Source organism: Kibdelosporangium banguiense, from assembly GCF_017876405.1.
GTDB classification, from domain to species: Bacteria; Actinomycetota; Actinomycetes; order Mycobacteriales; family Pseudonocardiaceae; genus Kibdelosporangium; species Kibdelosporangium banguiense.
The window spans coordinates 3,651,886-3,668,376 of the sequence record NZ_JAGINW010000001.1 but is presented as its reverse complement, the minus strand read 5'-3'; the positions used below and the strand labels follow the sequence as shown (position 1 = coordinate 3,668,376).

The 16,491-nt window shown below is 66.6% G+C and carries 19 protein-coding genes; 11 read left to right on the top strand and 8 right to left on the bottom strand.

What is annotated here, in order from left to right:
• Positions 1-6 precede the first annotated feature (6 nt).
• Positions 7-102 carry a pyrroloquinoline quinone precursor peptide PqqA gene (gene pqqA, locus JOF56_RS57980; protein WP_209639055.1) on the top strand — a complete coding sequence of 32 codons (96 nt, stop codon included), beginning with the start codon at positions 7-9 and terminating at the stop codon, positions 100-102.
• 40 nt (positions 103-142) lie between these two features.
• Here pqqA and JOF56_RS17395 read toward each other — a convergent pair whose 3' ends face one another.
• Together JOF56_RS17395 and JOF56_RS17390 are read right to left on the bottom strand one after the other, a co-directional pair.
• A complete protein-coding gene (locus tag JOF56_RS17395; RefSeq protein ID WP_209639053.1) occupies positions 143-682 on the bottom strand; it encodes a manganese efflux pump MntP in 540 nt (179 codons plus the stop codon).
• Positions 683-853: 171 nt separating this feature from the next.
• The gene (locus JOF56_RS17390; RefSeq protein ID WP_209639051.1) at positions 854-1,432 is read right to left on the bottom strand and encodes a helix-turn-helix domain-containing protein; all 579 of its coding nucleotides are present in this window, start codon (positions 1,430-1,432) and stop codon (positions 854-856) included.
• A gap of 81 nt (positions 1,433-1,513) precedes the next feature.
• Here JOF56_RS17390 and JOF56_RS17385 point away from each other — a divergent pair, with 81 nt between their 5' ends.
• Positions 1,514-2,140, top strand: a complete 627-nt coding sequence (locus tag JOF56_RS17385) for a class I SAM-dependent methyltransferase (RefSeq protein ID WP_209639048.1) — start codon at positions 1,514-1,516, stop codon at positions 2,138-2,140.
• Here JOF56_RS17385 and JOF56_RS17380 read toward each other — a convergent pair whose 3' ends face one another.
• A complete protein-coding gene (locus JOF56_RS17380; RefSeq protein ID WP_209639046.1) occupies positions 2,141-2,737 on the bottom strand; it encodes a TetR/AcrR family transcriptional regulator in 597 nt (198 codons plus the stop codon).
• Between the two features lie 117 nt (positions 2,738-2,854).
• Between JOF56_RS17380 and JOF56_RS17375 the strand changes: the two genes are divergently transcribed.
• Both JOF56_RS17375 and JOF56_RS17370 read left to right on the top strand, forming a co-directional pair.
• Positions 2,855-3,751 (top strand): SDR family oxidoreductase, encoded by an 897-nt coding sequence (locus tag JOF56_RS17375; RefSeq protein ID WP_209639044.1) that lies wholly within the window; start codon positions 2,855-2,857, stop codon positions 3,749-3,751.
• A 5-nt stretch (positions 3,752-3,756) separates the two neighbouring features.
• Positions 3,757-4,116: a VOC family protein gene (locus JOF56_RS17370; protein ID WP_307855138.1), complete on the top strand. Its 360-nt coding sequence runs from the start codon at positions 3,757-3,759 to the stop codon at positions 4,114-4,116.
• Here the strand turns inward: JOF56_RS17370 and JOF56_RS60135 are convergent.
• A complete protein-coding gene (locus tag JOF56_RS60135) occupies positions 4,100-5,614 on the bottom strand; it encodes an ankyrin repeat domain-containing protein (protein ID WP_209639042.1) in 1,515 nt (504 codons plus the stop codon). The two genes, JOF56_RS17370 and JOF56_RS60135, sit on opposite strands and share 17 nt — an antisense overlap.
• A gap of 145 nt (positions 5,615-5,759) precedes the next feature.
• The gene (locus JOF56_RS17360; protein ID WP_209639039.1) at positions 5,760-6,713 is read right to left on the bottom strand and encodes a protein kinase family protein; all 954 of its coding nucleotides are present in this window, start codon (positions 6,711-6,713) and stop codon (positions 5,760-5,762) included.
• Positions 6,714-6,938: 225 nt separating this feature from the next.
• On the opposite strand from JOF56_RS17360, the gene JOF56_RS17355 reads away from it, so the two are divergent.
• The 3 genes from JOF56_RS17355 to JOF56_RS17345 are packed head-to-tail and all read left to right on the top strand — an operon-like array spanning position 6,939 to position 8,726.
• On the top strand, positions 6,939-7,997 hold the full coding sequence (locus JOF56_RS17355; protein ID WP_209639037.1) for a Het-E N-terminal domain-containing protein: 1,059 nt from the start codon (positions 6,939-6,941) through the stop codon (positions 7,995-7,997).
• Complete coding sequence (locus tag JOF56_RS17350; RefSeq protein ID WP_209639035.1) at positions 7,976-8,209, top strand: hypothetical protein; 234 nt, start codon at positions 7,976-7,978, stop codon at positions 8,207-8,209. Before JOF56_RS17355 ends, JOF56_RS17350 begins: the two co-directional genes overlap by 22 nt.
• A gap of 13 nt (positions 8,210-8,222) precedes the next feature.
• Positions 8,223-8,726: a hypothetical protein gene (locus JOF56_RS17345; RefSeq protein WP_209639032.1), complete on the top strand. Its 504-nt coding sequence runs from the start codon at positions 8,223-8,225 to the stop codon at positions 8,724-8,726.
• A 20-nt stretch (positions 8,727-8,746) separates the two neighbouring features.
• Here the strand turns inward: JOF56_RS17345 and JOF56_RS17340 are convergent, their stop codons facing one another.
• Together JOF56_RS17340 and JOF56_RS17335 are read right to left on the bottom strand one after the other, a co-directional pair.
• On the bottom strand, positions 8,747-8,932 hold the full coding sequence (locus JOF56_RS17340) for a hypothetical protein (RefSeq protein ID WP_209639031.1): 186 nt from the start codon (positions 8,930-8,932) through the stop codon (positions 8,747-8,749).
• Positions 8,933-9,284: 352 nt separating this feature from the next.
• Positions 9,285-10,451, bottom strand: a complete 1,167-nt coding sequence (locus JOF56_RS17335; protein ID WP_209639028.1) for a CdaR family transcriptional regulator — start codon at positions 10,449-10,451, stop codon at positions 9,285-9,287.
• A gap of 82 nt (positions 10,452-10,533) precedes the next feature.
• Here JOF56_RS17335 and JOF56_RS17330 point away from each other — a divergent pair, with 82 nt between their 5' ends.
• The 4 genes from JOF56_RS17330 to JOF56_RS17315 are packed head-to-tail and all read left to right on the top strand — an operon-like array spanning position 10,534 to position 14,193.
• Positions 10,534-11,436 carry a substrate-binding periplasmic protein gene (locus JOF56_RS17330; RefSeq protein WP_209639026.1) on the top strand — a complete coding sequence of 301 codons (903 nt, stop codon included), beginning with the start codon at positions 10,534-10,536 and terminating at the stop codon, positions 11,434-11,436.
• 11 nt (positions 11,437-11,447) lie between these two features.
• Complete coding sequence (locus JOF56_RS17325) at positions 11,448-12,167, top strand: amino acid ABC transporter permease (protein WP_209639024.1); 720 nt, start codon at positions 11,448-11,450, stop codon at positions 12,165-12,167.
• Entirely contained in the window at positions 12,164-12,931 is a 768-nt protein-coding gene (locus JOF56_RS17320) for an amino acid ABC transporter ATP-binding protein (RefSeq protein ID WP_209639022.1), read from the top strand. Before JOF56_RS17325 ends, JOF56_RS17320 begins: the two co-directional genes overlap by 4 nt.
• Positions 12,932-12,933: 2 nt before the next feature.
• Positions 12,934-14,193, top strand: a complete 1,260-nt coding sequence (locus JOF56_RS17315; RefSeq protein WP_209639020.1) for an NAD(P)/FAD-dependent oxidoreductase — start codon at positions 12,934-12,936, stop codon at positions 14,191-14,193.
• 1 nt (position 14,194) lies between these two features.
• Here JOF56_RS17315 and JOF56_RS17310 read toward each other — a convergent pair whose 3' ends face one another.
• Positions 14,195-16,489: a penicillin acylase family protein gene (locus tag JOF56_RS17310; protein ID WP_209639018.1), complete on the bottom strand. Its 2,295-nt coding sequence runs from the start codon at positions 16,487-16,489 to the stop codon at positions 14,195-14,197.
• Positions 16,490-16,491 lie beyond the last annotated feature (2 nt).

Sequence of the window (16,491 nt, the reverse complement as noted above, 5' to 3'; positions counted from 1 at the left end):
GAATCCGTGGAGTCTCAGCTCGCTGTGTGGGAGACGCCCGACTTCGATGAGATCGCAGTCGCGCCCGAAGTGACCATGTACGTCGCGCAGCTGGACGACTGACAGAAACATTGGGAAGGGCGCCGGAGCCGGCGCCCTTCCCCTAGCCTCCGAACACCAACGGCAGTGCCACCGCGGCAACCATCAGGGTGACTCCGCTCAGGAGGTCCGCGCGGATCTTGATGAAGCGCGCCGCTGCTCGCCCGAGCTGCAGCCCGGCCAGCGACAACATCGCCGTCATGACGCCGAATACGGCCGCCGAGAGCCACGGCGGGAATCCGAGGATTCCCAGGCTCGCCCCGGCGAACAGGTTGTCCAGGCTCAGCGCCAACGGGATGCCGAACAGCGCCCACGGATGGTCCAGCTCGTCCGGCTCCGGATTGCGCAGGGCCGAGATGACGAGGTAAAGACCGTACCCGCCGAGTGCGACCGCACCCACCAATTCGGCGACGTCCCCGACGGATTCCCCGATCTGCCGGCCGATCAGCAACCCGATCAGCGGCATGATCGCGTCCCACAGCCCGAAGGTCAGCGCGACCTGTACCGCGCGCTTGAGACCGAATGGGACAGTGCCGAGTGCGACCGAGACCCGGAAATTGTCAAGACTGAGCACAAAACCGAGGACCAGCACTTCCCAGATCATGGCATTCTCGCCGCCCGATGACGACTTGCGCGGGCAGCAACGACTCTGTCTCGGCCAGCATCCGCCATAGTCATCGATAATATCCCAGATGACCCGGGAACCATACCCGTCAAGCCGATTTCCGACGGTTTTCGTTCACCTTTTTCACTATTCCGGTAATCGGCTTCGGTCTCATTTGCGGGTTGTCGGCAGGTGGGCGCGTTCTCCCTGAGGGCCGAACAGGATGAGCAGTTCCGCGGGCTCGTCGCCGGCGCTGCCGATCCAGTGCGGCAGGCGGGTGTCGAACTCCGCGGCCTCGCCGGGACCCAGTCGCAGGTCCTGGTCGCCGAGCACGAACCGGACATGTCCATTGAGGACATAGAACCATTCGAATCCCTCATGGGTCTGCAGGTTCTTCTTCGGTGCGCGGCCCGCGGGTGGATGGATCACCTTGTACGCCTGGATTCCACCCGCCCGCCGGGTCAGGGGCACCACGGTCAGGCCGAAACGCCGCACCGGCCGCAGGTGGATACGTGGGTCGCCGGTCAGCGGCGCCTGGACCAGATCGTCGAGCGGGACGCCGTGCGCCCGGGCCAGGGGCAGCAACTGCTCCAGTGTGGGGCGGAGTTTTCCGGTTTCGAGACGGGACAGCGTGCTCGCGGTCAGGCCGGTCTCGACGGCCAGGTCCATCAGTGTCGTGCCACGCGCCTTGCGCAGGGCCCGCAAGCGGTCCCCGACTCCGGCCAGTACGTCATGTTCGATGTCGCCCATCGGCTGATTGTGCGGATCCGCAATTTTTCTTGCAAGAGCGAAACGCTGCCGGTGATGCTGGAGCCACTGGAAAGGAGATCGATGGAAACCGAAGCAGAGTTGTTCTGGGAGAAGCGTTACCGCGCACACCGCAAGTGGGGCGAGCGCGTCAATCCACTGCTCGCCGAGGCGGTCGAGCCGCTGCGTCCGGGCACAGCCCTGGATCTGGGCTGCGGTGCCGGTGGCGACACGATCTGGCTCGCCCAGCAGGGCTGGCAGGTCACCGGCGTCGACATCGCCACCACCGCCGTGGCCAAAACACTGGAGCGTGCCCGTGAACTCGGCGTCGGAGACCGGGTCGTCACCGAACAGCACGACCTGGCCTGGACTTTCCCGGCCGGTGAGTTCGATCTTGTTTCCGCGCAGTACTTCCATACGCCGTTCGCACTGGCCAGGTCTCAGGTGCTGCGCACCGCGGCGAACGCGCTACGGCCGGGCGGCCTGTTGTTGATCGTCGACCACGGTAGTGCCGCACCCTGGTCGTGGAACCAGGATCCCGACACGCATTACCCGACACCCAGCGAGGTCTCCGCCGAACTGGACCTCGATTCCGACCGGTGGCGGATCGTACGCAGCGACAAGGTCCAGCGGACGGCAACCGGACCCAGCGGCGAGACAGCCACTGTCACCGACCACGTACTCCAGATCGTCCGGACCACCGGCCGCTGATCAACGTGGCCCCAGACCGCGCAATGCCGTGTCCACCACGTGATCGACGTAGTCATGGGTCAGCGGGCCGGTGTGTTGCAGCCACCGGTTGAGGACCGGCCCGAACAGCATGTCGACAGCCACGTCTAGGTCGACATCCTCGATCAGCTGTCCCACACGCTGAGCGGCACGCAGCCGCTGCTTCTTCAACTCCCGCATCGGCTCGTCCAGGCGCTTCACGTAGTCGGCGGCCAGGACGGGGTCGTGGACGATCTCGGTGTGCAACGCGCGCATGGGCTGGTCGAAGCGCGGGTCGTTGAGTTCGTCGACCGTGGCCCGCAGAACCATCTTCATATCTGCCGCCAGATCGCCGGTGTCGGGCAGGGCCGTGGCCTCGCCCTCACCGGCGAGCGTGAGGAACGCGTCGAAAAGCAGCGAGCCCTTTGACGGCCACCACCGGTAGATCGTCTGCTTGCCGACTCCAGCAGCATGCGCGATGCCCTCGATGCTGAGCTTCGCGTAACCCACTTCCGCGACGAGGTCGAGGGCGGCGGCGAGGATGGCTCGCCGCGCGGTCTCGCTGCGGCGGCTGGCATCAGGGGCGGCCTTGTTCGGCATCGATCCACTCTAGCAAAGCTGAGACGAGACGGTCCGTCTTGACAACCGGCGCCGACTGGTCCAGGCTTGCGTCATCAACGAGACGGACCGGTTCGTCTCGACAGCCGGAAGGAGCCCATGGAAACCTCAGCGGAATCCCGCGTCTGGTTCATCACCGGAGCCAGCCGCGGCCTCGGCCGCGCGTTCACTGAGGCCGCGCTCGCCGCTGGTGACCGGGTTGTCGGCGCGGCCCGCAACGTCACCCCGCTCGACGATCTCGCCGCCCGGCATCCAGACCGCCTGCTGGCACTACGCCTGGATGTCACCGATCGCTCAGCGGTCTTCGACGCCGTCGCCCAGGCAGTCCAGCACTTCGGACGACTCGACATCGTGGTGAACAACGCCGGGGCACTGTTCGCCGGAATGGTCGAGGAGTTCACCGAAGCCGAGGCCCGTGCCCAACTGGAGGTCAACTTCTTCGGCGCGCTCTGGGTCAGCCAGGCCGTCCTGCCGCGGCTACGGGCCCAGGGCAGCGGGCACATCGTGCAGATCTCCAGCATCGGCGCGCTCGGTGGCTTCCCCAGCACCGGCCTCTACAGCGCGAGCAAGTTCGCGTTGGAAGGCATGAGCGAGGCCCTGGCCGCCGAAGCCGCCGAGTTCGGCATCAAGGTCACCATCGTCCAGCCGGGCGGCTACTGGACCGACCTCTACACCTCCAGCACCGCAGCCACCCCGGACCCCGCCTACGACTCACTGCGCGCGGAGCTGGAGAAACAGTGGACGGAGGGATCGATCGACAGCGAACCGGAACTGGCGGCCAAAGCCTTGATGACACTGGTCGCCAGCCCCAATCCGCCGCTGCGGCTCCTGCTCGGCAGCATGGTCTACGACCTCGCCTTCGACATCTCCGGACAGCGCATGGACACCTGGGCCGGCTGGGAACGGGTCAGCCGCGCCGCGGAAAAAGCCGTCCCCGCACCGATGAGTTCCAGCCTCGGGACGGGTCCAACTTCCGGGACGACGATGAGGAGTTGATCCGCGTGGACTTGTACAGCGTCATGCCGGTTCGGGACCGGGCCAGGGCACTGGAGTGGTTCGGGGTGTTCTTCGGGCGCCCGGCCGACGAGGTCATCGGTGCGGAATACCTGTGGCAGGTCGGCGAGAACGCGTGGGTTGTCATCGACGATCGGGATGTGCGGGCAGAGCGGGTAGGCGGGACCATGATCACGCTCGGGGTGACCGACCTCGACGAGATCCTGGCCCGCCTCGCCGCGCACGGCATCGAGCACGAACCGGTGGAGACCTACAGCAATGGAGTGCGCCACGTCGTCATGCTGGATCCGGACGGGAACAGCCTGTCGCTAGCCCAGGCGCCGGCATCTGTTATTCAGGTGCCGTAACGGGTTCGAGCAGTGCGACGGTTTCCAGTCGGTGGAAGTGCCGGGCCCAGTCGAGTGGGGTCGCGTTGAAGCGCCGGTCGCGAAGATTGGGATCGGCACCGAGATCCAGCAGTCGACGGGTCAGCTCGACGTTGCCTTCACCGGCACTGTGGTGCAGTGCGGTTTCCCAAGTCGCCTCGACCGGGGCGTCACCACGGCCGAAGGCATTCACGTCGAATCCCAGCTCTGCCAGCAATGTGACCGTCTCGACGGTTGTCTTAGCCGCGGCCCACACGACTAGTCCGGGTCGGGCGCGACGGGCTTCCGTTACGACGTCAGGGTGTTCAGCGCAGACTTGGTCTACTGTGGATCGGTCAGCGCGGAACGCAGCGGCGATCAGGTCGTGCACCGGGTCGGGGCCGGGCAGCGGGGCGCCTTGGGCGACAAGGTAATCGGCGATTTCGGCGTCGCCGTTGAGCTGGGCCAGTTCGACTGGTGTGCGGCCGTCGCCGGGGCTCCACGCGGGCCCGTCACCTTCGAATGGCGAACAGAAGTCGACGCCGTGCTCGACCAGCAGCCGTACTCGGGCGGGTTGGTGGTGCTCGACTGCCCAGCGCAGTTGGATTCGCAGCATCTTCTCGGGTGTGCTCAGCTCGCTGATCCGCGTCTTCCACGGGCCGCCGTCGCCGGTACCGAGGCCGTATTCGAACAGCAGGTCCAAGTGCGAGTTGTCCTGCGCGAACATCCGGTTGTACAGGGTCTGGGCGTCGTTGGGGTCGGCGCCCGCGTCAAGCAGCAGCCGGCCCAGCTCCTGCCAGTGCGGGTGACAGGACTGGCTGGACTGGCCCAGTTCGCCGTGGCCGAACACGCCGGTCAGCAACGTGAACGGCGACGGCAGGCCATCGAAAAGGTAGCCGTCATTGGGGTCTGCGCCCGCGTCGAGCAGTTGCCGGGCGACCGTGAGCACGCGTTCGTTGGGAACGTCCGGGTCGAATCGCGAGTAGACGAGGTAGTACAGCGGCCGCCAACCGAACGGGCCGCCCCGCTCGGTCACCAACCGCGGCTGCTCGGCGAGCAGTCTGCCGACATCGTCTGGGCGTGCGGCCGCTGCGGCGGCCCAGATGTTCGTCGTGGTCAGATCGGGATGTTCGGCCAGCAGCCGACGGGCCTGGGCCCAGCGTTCCGGCCCGTCCTCGCGGCTGTACGTCAGGCAGGCGAGGCGGCAGAACTCCTCCGCCGGGTCGGTCGTGGGCGCTGCGCCGAGTCTGGTGTCCCAGCCGTGTTCGGTCACGGTTTCCAGGTATTGCGTGAGCCTGGGCCAGCTGGCGAAGCCGTATTCACGGGCGACGACCAACTGCGCCACGCTCAACTGCAAGTCGTCGGGCACTGCACCGGGATGCTGACGGTCCAGCCGCGTGAGGGCGTCAGGTTCGCCGGCCCGCGCAGCCCGCTGCAAGGCACGGGCCTGCCGACGGAAGTTGTCGATGTGGGGACGGTCGGGCATGCCGAGGGTCGGCACGATGGTCTCCTCTCGTCTGCCTGATGTCCGCTTGGTCAGGCCGAAAGGAGAGCGATGGTGACGCGTGGTGCACACGCCAGGTGGGCTGAGCCCATTCCCGCGGACCGGTGGCTTCCTGGCAGCCACCGCCACTGTAACCCAGTTCTCAGAGGAAGGTGCCGATCACCATGGCGCCGACCCACACGACCACGCCTATCGAGATGAGCACGAGCACCGCGACGGCGATGGCCAGCTTCTTCTTCCGCGCGGCGTCGTTGACCGGCGGTTTCGTGGTCCACTCCGCGCCGCTCTGCTTGGTGCCGGGAAGGAGCTCGTCGTCGTCGGGTGCGGCAACAGGGTTGGCGCTCTCGGTCACCTGCCGCAGAACCTGCACGATGCTGTCGCTCGTACGGATGCCGCCGGCACTCACATCGGTGAGGCTGCGCACCACGACGTCGGACAGCTCGGCCGGGACCTCCGGCTGCAGCTCCCGGGGCGGGACGATCCGGCCACCCGGCGCCGGCCAACGGCCGGTGAGCAGGAAATACAGGATGGCGGCGAGACCGCGCACATCGTCGATCAGGCTCACTCCCGCCGGTGGGCCGGGGAACGCCAGCCGCAACCTGCCTGCCGGAGTGACCCGGACGCGATGCGGATGTCCCACACCGAGCATCACGCCGCGCCGATGGGCCTGCGTCACCGCGTCGGCCAGGGGTTCGAGCAGCAGGCAGGCATGCAAGGGCGAGACCGGTTCACGTGCGACGACATCGGACATGCCGGTGCCCCGGGTCCATTCGGCGGCGACAAGGCCCACGATGCCTTCGCTGCGGCCGACGCCATCGCCGACGCTCAACACGTTCAGCACTGCGGCGATGCCGGGATGCATGAACCGGGTAGCAGGCGCGACACGCTGCAGGGTGTTCCGCACGGCCTCGGGATCCGAGGAGTCACCACGCAGGATGGTCAGCGCGACATCACGGTTGAGCTGGCCGTCACGCGCCCGCCACAGGTGTGCGTTGTCCCGCTCGTCGACTCCGACAGGGTCCAGCAACCGGTAGCGCCCATCGCCGACCACTGTGCCCGGCGCCAGCAATCCGTCCACCACTCGCACTACGTCCACCCTGTCCAGTATCCCTGCTCTGGCCGGTGCTCCGGGTACCCGAAACCACCGGGACCGAAACGTCGAAATGATCTTCAAACCCGCCGCCGGGGAGATCGATTGCCCGGCCGTGAACACCGAGAACATTGTCCCGGTGGTCCGGGTTGACGATTCACGGTGCCCGCTCGATCATTTCCCGTAGCAGATCCACGGGTCTCCGCGATATGTGTGGGCAAGGGTGCCGGCATGGGGAGTATCGCGATGTTCGATCCGGTTTCGTTGATCGTCGGCGCTCTTGTGCGGGGAATGCTCGCGGGTGTGGAGTCCGTGGGCCAGGAAGTGGTGGTCGACGGATACCACGCGCTTCGGCATTACCTGGTGCAACGGTATGGCGGGCAGGTCGCCCGAAGTGTGGACGAATTGGCTGCCGATCCGCGGTCGGGGCCGTTGCGCGCGAATGTCGAGGCGGCTTTGCGGCGGGCCGGCGCCGAGCGGGATCCGGAGCTTGTCCGGCTGGCCCGGCGGCTCACCGATTTGGTGGACAACCCCGAACGGGTGCTTGCCGACGCCCCGGTCGACCCGGTGGAGCAGTTGAAGCGGTTCTCCGGGCTGCGGGCGATCGCGCAGATGCTGGACCAGCACATGACCAAAGTGCTGGATGTGCGGTCCCGCTACAGCGTGGAGGACACCGATCTGCTCACGCGCAACGTCGATGCCAGCCGGGTCGTCCCGCCTGCCGACCGGGCCGGCCTGACCGGTCTGCATGCCGGTATTCGCACCGTGATCGAGTCCATCGCGAGGCAGATCGAGGAAGGCCGTTACCAGGAGGTCGAGCGCGGGGTCGGGCACCTGCAGATCGGGCTGGCCGAACGCAATCGCGCCCAGCGCCTGATTCTCGCGGAGAAACACCTGCATATCTCGTACGAGTCGCTGCGGCTCACGGTGGAATTCCTCAGTGAGCTCAATCGCGGGATTCTGGAACGTATCGAGCTCGAACCGGGAACGCACCGGCTGACGAACATGATGTTCGGCAACGCCGTGCTCATCTACGAACTCGCCGACTTCGTCATCGGATACGTCCAGGGCTTTGTGCTCAACGACGGACTGGCCGAGTTGCACCGCGAGGCGCAGGACCGGATCTCCTCGGCCAGGACCGCCCAGCAGGCGCTCAGGCCCAGCTGGACACGAACCAGGTGGACGAGATGGTGCGTCAGCACACCCTGGAGAGCATTCTCGGCCGGGAAAGCGCGCTGGACGAACTCGAGCGGGAATGGTCGGAGTACATGGGCGAGGTCGACAACCTGAAATCGGCCGTCACCCAGGTCCGCAACAAACTGCCCACGCTCGGGATCATCCGGGAGAACGCCCGGATCCAGATTGTGACGCTGCAACTCGTGGCGCTGCTGAGCCTGTTGAAACAGAACGACCGGTCCATCCGGGGCGCGGTGGAGGCGCTGGAGGGATTCCAGCTGGCGCCGCTCACTTCGTCCCGGGTCCGCCGATTACTCGGAATGTAGGAGGCGAAGACCCATGACCTCGCCGAACGCGGGCCGTTTCAGCCACATGCCGACCACCGAGCTGGAGAAGCTGTTACGCCGCAACGGCCTGCCGCTCGCCGACTTCCAGTCGGTCCAGGCGGAGCTGACCAGGCGCTACACCGCGGACGTCACCTCCACTCCACCACCACCGCCTCCGGTGGCCCCGCCGCAATGGCCACACACCCCGCCGCCACCTGCGCCGGCCCAGGCACCGATGCCGACGCCCGCACCACCGCCCCGGCCGGTACACCAGCCCTCGGCCGGGGGTTCGGTGGGCAAGGCGGTCCTGACAGTGATCCTGGTCCTGGTCCTGGTGATCGGCGCGGTGCTCTATTTCAGCGCCGGTTCCGACGACGGTTTCGACACCTGGCAGCCCGCGAGGTCGACGACGTGCATGGCCACCCTGGGCCCGTGCCAGTTGCCTGCCGCGGTGGCCGTCGGGTCATCCTGCACCTGCAGCGACCAGTACCAGACGTACCCCGGGACGGTCCAATAAGGACTTATCGCGACGGGAATTCACAGCCAGTCGATGTGATATCCGCCCACATGCGCCATTCCGATCAGGCTCTGGCATTGCGCTTGCGATGAATCGGAACCGACATGCCCGAATGTTCCGTAGTCGATCCACGAGCTGATACCGGACTCGCAGTGGGCGATCACCCGGAAGCTGTCCGACGGCCCGGAATCGCACAGTACGGACACGCCTTCACCGTTGACCAAGCCGTAGTAACGCGAGTCGCATCGAGGTGGCCGAGGTTGCTCGGCAGAGGCCGGACTGGCGAAAAGAATTGAGGAAAACAGCATTGTCAAACCGAAGGCGACGACCCTGATCATACATTCTCCGTTGGTTCGCAGATACGTAGAACGTACCGGGCTGCGCGCGGCGTGGGCAATTAACCGCACGGGTGGCCCGATTATCGCGGATGGTCACGGCATTAACTCCACAGAGGGACGTCCATCCCTCAGCAGTGCCCAATAAGCGCACGAAAGAGACCCATCAGTACTTGACCGGAGCGTGGCACAGGTCACTTTCGTGATTCACCAGATCGCCTGCTCAGGGCCGCCGGGAGTCAAGGTGATCGGCGACACAGGCCAGGTAGAGCTTGAGGACAAAGCGGGCATCGCGGGTGCTGTGGCCGGTCAGTTCTTCGATCTTGTTCAACCGGTAGACCACGGTGTTGCGGTGGATCCGCAGCTCCGCGGCGGCGCGGACCAGGTTGAAGCCGCACTCGCACCAGGTGATGATCGTCTGGCGCAGGATCGGCCAGTCGGCAAGGGCGCTCAGCTCGCCCGCCAGAGCCCGGACGAACCGGGCTCGTAGCTGCCGGCCGCTGGAGGCGACCAGTTCGTGCACGCGCAGGTCGTCGATGTGCACCACCGAGGCCGCCCCGGCGAGCCGTTCTGCCAGGTACAGCGCGGTCGACGCGTCCTGATACGAGTCGTGCAGTTCGGGAACCGACTGAGCGCGGCCGCCGATCCCGGCTTTGCAGCCGGTCCCGATCTCGCCGGGCACTCGGGCGCATCGGTCGGCTACCGGGACTTTTTCCATGTGCAGCACGACAAACCGGCCGGAACTGGTACTGCCGACGATGTCCTGGGGATCGTCGAACACCCGGCGTAAGGCCCGTACGACCTTCGTGGGCTCCGCCGGAGTCTCGACGTCCACCACGACGACGACTCGCCGCTGGCGCAGGTCGTACCCGAGTTCGTGAGCGCGGAGGGTCAGCAGCCCAGGATCCGCGGTCTCCCGGTCGTAGTGCGCCACGTTGCGCAGCAGATCCTCGACAGCCTTCTCCCGGAACAGGCGCGAGGACAGCAGGACCGACTCGCGCAGGAGGATCTCGGTCTGGTTGCGCACCAGACGGCCGAATCGCTCGACTTGGCCCGGTGAGCCGGTGATGCCCACAGTGCCGACTGCCTCACCGTCGAGCACGAGCGGCAGCGTGATCCCCGGTTCCACGCCGACGAGCCTGCGCGCCGCATCCGGATCATGGCTCATCGCGGTCTGCCGGCGCACCACCTCGACCGACGCCTCGTGGAAACTGCCCACCCGGCTGGGGTCGCCGCTGCCGATCACCATGCCGTCCCGGTCGGTGATCAGGACGTTGAATCCGATGATCGCGCTGGTGTCGACCGCGATCTCGTTGGCGACCGAGGACGTGAGCATCGCCGTCACCCCTTTGTACGAGTCGTACCGCGAGCTGTCCAGGATAGGGCTCATTTCTGGTCAGAGTAACCAGTGACCGGCAGGATTCGGCCGCCTAACGTGTGACCAACCTCATTCGCCAGTTAGGACGTGTGCCATGTCGAGAACCGCAGTGCTCGCTGTGAGCGGCGTGCTGGTCGCCGCGTTGACTGCCTGCTCGGCCAGTGAGGCCGGCAGCGGCGCGACGAACGACCTCGGCACCCTCGAACCCGGCGTGCTCAAGGTCGCGATCCAGCCGTACGCCCCGTACACCGACTACAAGGACCGCAAGCTGACCGGCCTGGACAGCGACATCCTCAACGCGGTCGCCGCCAAGCTGAAGCTGAGGGTCGAACCCGAGGTCACCGACTTCGCGGGCATGCTCGCCGGAGTCCAGTCCCGGCGCGTCGACATCACCGTCGGCGGGGTCGCGTGGTCGGCGGACCGGCAGAAGCAGGGCCTGTTCACCGACCCGCCCTACTACTCGCCGCCCGCGATGGCGGTGAAGTCCGGCAAGCAGTACAAGACCGTCGCCGACCTGGCGAACCTCCGCCTGGGCACGGTGGAGGGCTACGTCTGGGTCAAGTCGATCCAGGCCGTGCCGGGCGCGAAGCTGCAGGCCTACCCCGACGGCAACGGGGTGATCGACGACCTCGGCGCAGGCCGGGCCGACGTCGGCTTCCTCGACCCGCTGATCATCATCGCCGCGCAGCAGGCACGGCCGGATCTCGGCCTGCAGACCGAGTACCTGACCCCGCCGACCGATGCCGACATCCAGCAGCACCCGGCCTACGAGTACTTCCGCTCCTACATGACCAGTTTCTACCTGCCCAAGCAGGCGACCGCGCTGGAACAGGCCATCTCCAAGGAGATCAGGGCGATGTACGCCAGCGGTGAGATGACCGGACTGGTGAAGAAGTACGGCGGCGACCCTGCGCAGTTCCTCAAGCCCGCACCGCACATCGCGCCGCTGCGGCGAGGCGTCGACCGGCCGCAGGACTGGACCCCACCGTCGATCTGAGGAGTGTGACCGTGTTCGAGGTTCCGTGGTCGGAGTATCTCCCGGATCTGTGGGAAGGCCTCCTGAAAACCTTGTCCTACACCGTGGTCGGCTTCGCCGGTGCGGCACTGCTGGGACTCGCGGTCGCCCTGATGCGGCTGAGCGGCCGTCGCCTGGTGCGGATTCCGGCGGCCGTCTACACCGAGGTGTTCAAGAACGTGCCGCTGCTCGCGGTGATCTTCCTGACGTACTTCGGGCTCGGCTCGATCGGGCTGAAGCTGGACGTCTTCCAGGCCGGGACGCTCAGCCTGATCGTCTTCTACGCCGCGTACCTGTCGGAGATCTTCCGGTCGGCGATCCACGGCGTGCACGCGGGGCAACGCGAAGCCGCCGAGGCGCTGGGCCTCGGCCGGATCAGCACCTTCGGCAAAGTCGTTTTCCCGCAGGCGATGCGCCTGGCGCTGCCGGGCACGAACACCATGCTCGTGGACCTGCTGAAGTCCACATCGCTGCTGGTGACCATCTCGGCCGCCGAACTCATGTCGCAGGGCAGGCTGATCACCTCGGCGACCTTCCGCGCACTGGAGGTCTACCTGGTGATCGCGGTGATCTACTTCGCGCTCTGTTATCCGCTGTCGCAGGGCCTGTTGTGGTTCGAGCGGCGAATCCGGGCGGGCACACCGTTGTCGGCCCGGCGGCGACGACGGCTTCGCGCGGCGAAAGCGTTGCTGGCAAAGGAGATGACGACATGACGGACGTGACTGAACGGACCGGCACCGACGTCCTGACCATCACCGGGCTGAGCAAGTCCTTCGACGGCAGGCTGGTGCTGGACGACGTGTCGTTGTCGGTCCACCACAGCACGATCACGGCGATCATCGGGCAGAGCGGTGGCGGCAAGACCACGTTGCTGCGCTGCCTGAATCTGCTCGAACGACCCGACAGCGGTGTCATCACCGTCAACGGCACACCCATCTTCGACCAGCGAGTGGTGTGCCCGGATCTGCCGAAGCTGCGCCGCTCGGTGGGCATGGTCTTCCAACGGTTCAACCTTTTCCCGCACCTGACAGCCGTCGAGAACGTGATGCTGGCGCCGCTCGACGCCGGAGTACCCGAGTCGGAAGCTGTTGAGCGCGCGGTAGAACTCCTGAGCCGAGTACGGCTGACCCACCGCGCGACGGCGTACCCGGAGCAGATGTCCGGAGGCGAACAGCAACGCGTGGCCATCGCGCGAGCGTTGGCGCTACGCCCGTCCGTGCTGCTGTTCGACGAGCCGACGTCCTCTTTGGACCCTGAGTCGACCGGTGAGGTCCTGCGGGTGATGCGGGAGCTGGCGACCGACGGGATGACCATGGTCCTGGTCACGCACGAACTGTCCTTCGCCAGGGACGTCGCCGACCACGTGGTGTTCGTCGACGGCGGGCGGATCATCGAGCAGGGCGAGCCTGCGAATGTGCTCGGTAATCCGTCGCAGCAACGCACGCGTGAGTTTCTGTCGCACCAACGGGAAGGGTGATCATGCCTTCGGACTCCCCGGTAATCGTTGTCGGCGGAGGTGTCATAGGCCTGTGCATCGCCCATTACCTGACGTCCGCCGGCGTTCCGGTCGAGGTGACCGAGCGGGCGTCATTGGGATCGGGCGCGTCGTGGGGCAACGCGGGTTGGGTATGTCTGAGCCATTCCGCGCCCGTGCCCGCGCCGGGCGTGACCCACTACGCCCTTCGGTCGCTGGGCAAGCCGGAGTCGCCGCTCTATCTCCGGCCGCCGCTGGATCCCCGGTTCCTGGTGTGGTTGTGGCGTTTGTGGCGCAACAGCAACGAATCCGCGTTCCGCCACGGCTACGCGGCGGTCGCCGCGCTGAACCGGCCCACCTTCGACCTGTTCGAGGGACTTGCCGAGGCCGGCGTCGACACCACGTTGCAACGTCCTGGCCTGGTGCACGCTTTCCTGTCTGCCAGTCAGGCCCGGCACCACCTGGACGTCCAGGGCGAAATGGCCGACGGTCACTACCACCTGCCCGAGCAGGTGACCGTCGGACCTGACGCGCACCGGCTCGACCCGGCGCTGTCCGCCGAGGTCCAAGCCGCGTACCTGGTACGCGGGGAAGGCGTCGTGGACCCGGTCCGGCTGGTCACATCGCTCGCCCAGGTCGTCAAAAACGCGGGTGGCCACATCCGCGAGAACGTCACTGTCACAGGGTTTCGAACCGTCAACGGCAAAGTGACTGCGGTCCGCACCGCCGAGGGCGACCTGCCGTGCCGAGCTGTGGTCGTCGCGGCAGGCATGTGGTCGCAGTCGCTCATGGCACAACTGGGCGTACAGCTGTCCATGCAGGCAGGCAAAGGCTACAGCTTTTCTGTCGACCTCGATCCCGCGCCGAGCCACGCGCTGTATCTCGGCGACCGGCGAGTCGTCGCGTCCCCCATGAACGGGACCACCCGTATCGCGGGAACCATGGAACTCAGTGGCAACAACCGGAAACTGGACTGGCGCCGGATCGTGGCGATCGCCCGCGCGAGCCGTCACTACCTCGGCCGCTGGTTCGACGACCCCGACGACCTGCCCCGGCGAATCCGTGATCCCTGGGTCGGCGGACGCCCGTTCCTGGCCGACGGGCTACCCATGATCGACCGCACTCCCAGCCATGACAACGTGTTCGTCGCCACCGGCCACGGCATGCTCGGTGTCACCCTCGGTCCGGCGACCGGCCAGGCCCTTGCGGACTACTTCCTGACCGGCCACCGTCCCGACGTCCTCAACGCCTTCCAGCTGCGCTGAACTAGCTGGGTACTATTCGGACAGTGAGGTTGGGGTCGCGAGCGATCTCCTGTTCGGTGAAGAGACCCGTGACCCATTGTTTGTTCGCATAGAGCCGGGTTTGATCGGTGTGATGCGGTGACGCCTGGTTGGCGGACTGGCTGTAGACCAGCAGCGAGCGCATGCGTGGCCCGGTCTTGGTCAGTTCCGCGGCCATGATGTAGCTGGTGCCGTGGCTGATCTCGGAAGTCCTCCCGACAGCGCCGGGCACTGAGATGACGTTGAAGCAGCCTTCAGGCCCGCTGCAGCCGTGGATCGGGATTCCGGCGTAGCTCTGGATGGCGTCCAGCGGCACGTCCACCGGGACACCGGCGGCCGCAAAGAGCTGCGCGGCGTCAGCAAAGGCTTGCCGGACATCGGGATTGCCGGCGTTGACGTCACGCGGGGTGCGTGCTGGGTCGGCCGGGTCGAAAGGCACCTTCCACAGGTTGATGTCAGGTCGGCGAGCCATGTTCATGAAGACACGCCATAGGAATGCGCCGCGGCCTGCTTCGCCGGTGTCGCCTCTGCCGTTCCACGCCGCCAAAGCCGCACACGCGGCCCGGACGTCGACAGGCCGGCCATCGTGAGCGACCAATGTCGGGTTCGCCTGACACATGGCCACAATGGACTGGCGGCCTTGTTCGGCGGTGAGGTTGCGGTTGCCGAACATCGTTGCCTGCAATGTGGACAGTGTGAAGCCAGGAGTACCGAGGCCGTCGCTGCCGTCGAGGCGATCGGCGATCATGTCCAGGCCCAGCCGGGTCCGGGGCGAACGTTCGGTGCCGGCATTGCCGACGATCGCGGGATAGCCGGTCAGCGGTGCGGCCGGGTTCGCCAGCCAGGGGCTGTTGTTCATGTTGCTCACGTAGTCCTGGCGAGTCAGGCTGGGCAGCTTGCTGGGGCTGAGCAGCCCGGGGGCCACAGTGCCCGGGTCGCTCCCCCAGCCGCACGCGGAACGACTGCCGTCGAGAACCACCCTCCCGATCTCCGGCCCCGTGCCACACCGTGCTTGTAGCTCGTCGGTGACGTGCGGGACCACCTGGATGTCGCTGTAGTACGAGGTTCCGGTGTCGTCCGCGGCGATCGTGTTGACCCAAGGCAGGCCTTGGTGGCGGATGAGCGCCGCGTTCAGGTCGGACACGTTGCGGGATCGGGCGATGGCCAGCCATTGATCGATCGTCCGCAGGTTGCCGGCGTTGGCGTCGTGCAGCACAAAGGCGTTGGTGCCAGACCATTCCAGGGGACCGCTCGCCTCGAGAACGGGGCCTTCCGGCGTGCGGTACAACGTCCGGGTCACCGGTGCGATGCTGCCGTCGGCCTGCCGCGCGGAGACAGTCACATGCTCGGCCACCATGGGGTGCATTTGGCCGTCCACCACGTAACTCGTGTTGCTGCCCGGGGCCAGCGTGAGCTTGGTGATCGTGGCCGTCTGCACGGTGGAACTCGTGTGGCTCCAGGCCATCCGGTCGTTGTGCCCGATGTTGACCAGCGGCAGGCCCGCCAGCCCTGCCCCGCTGACGTTCAGCTCGCCGGGGATGGTCATCTGCTGCTGGTAGAAGCGCCAGTCGTCCGGCCAAAGGAAGTGCGGGTTGCCCAGCACCATCCCGGTGCCACCGGCCGTGGCCGCCTTCCCCACGGCGATCGCGTTGCTGCCGATGTCCTCGGGACGGCGCAGCGGGGCTGCCGCCGGGGCAGGTACGGATGCTCCGGGTGGCTGCGCCGACACGATCATGTCCTGAAAAGCCTCGCCACCGTCGAACGCGGCGACCTGATAGGCGCGCCGCCACACATCGATCTCGGTGATCGGACGTACCCATTGCGCGCCACGGCATGCAGCGTCAGGCAGGTTGGCCGCACCCGTCTTGGCGAGATAGCGGTTGAAGCCGTCCGCGTAGCCGCGGACCAGATCCCTGGCCGGCCGCGACGGACCTCGCGGAGCGGCAAGCAATCGCTCGATCACCTGGGATTGGTTGATCCGCTGGTGATAGAGATCGCTGACAAGGTTGTTCTCGCCGGACTTCGTGGCCGCCTCCGGGCCGAACCAACGCGACCGCTCAGCCGACAACGTCACCGCGATGTCAGCCATGACACAAGCGTTGTCCTCAGCGAACGCGTACCCGAGCCCTACCCCCAGACCCTGATAGTCCGCCGCCTTGATGTGCGGGATTCCGTAGGACGTTCTCCGGATCACCGGCCCCTGGCCGGCGTCGGCAGGCAGGCTGGTCGCCAGCACCCCTGCCAACGCGAGTAACGCTCCACCCCAGCGCCTGATCATTG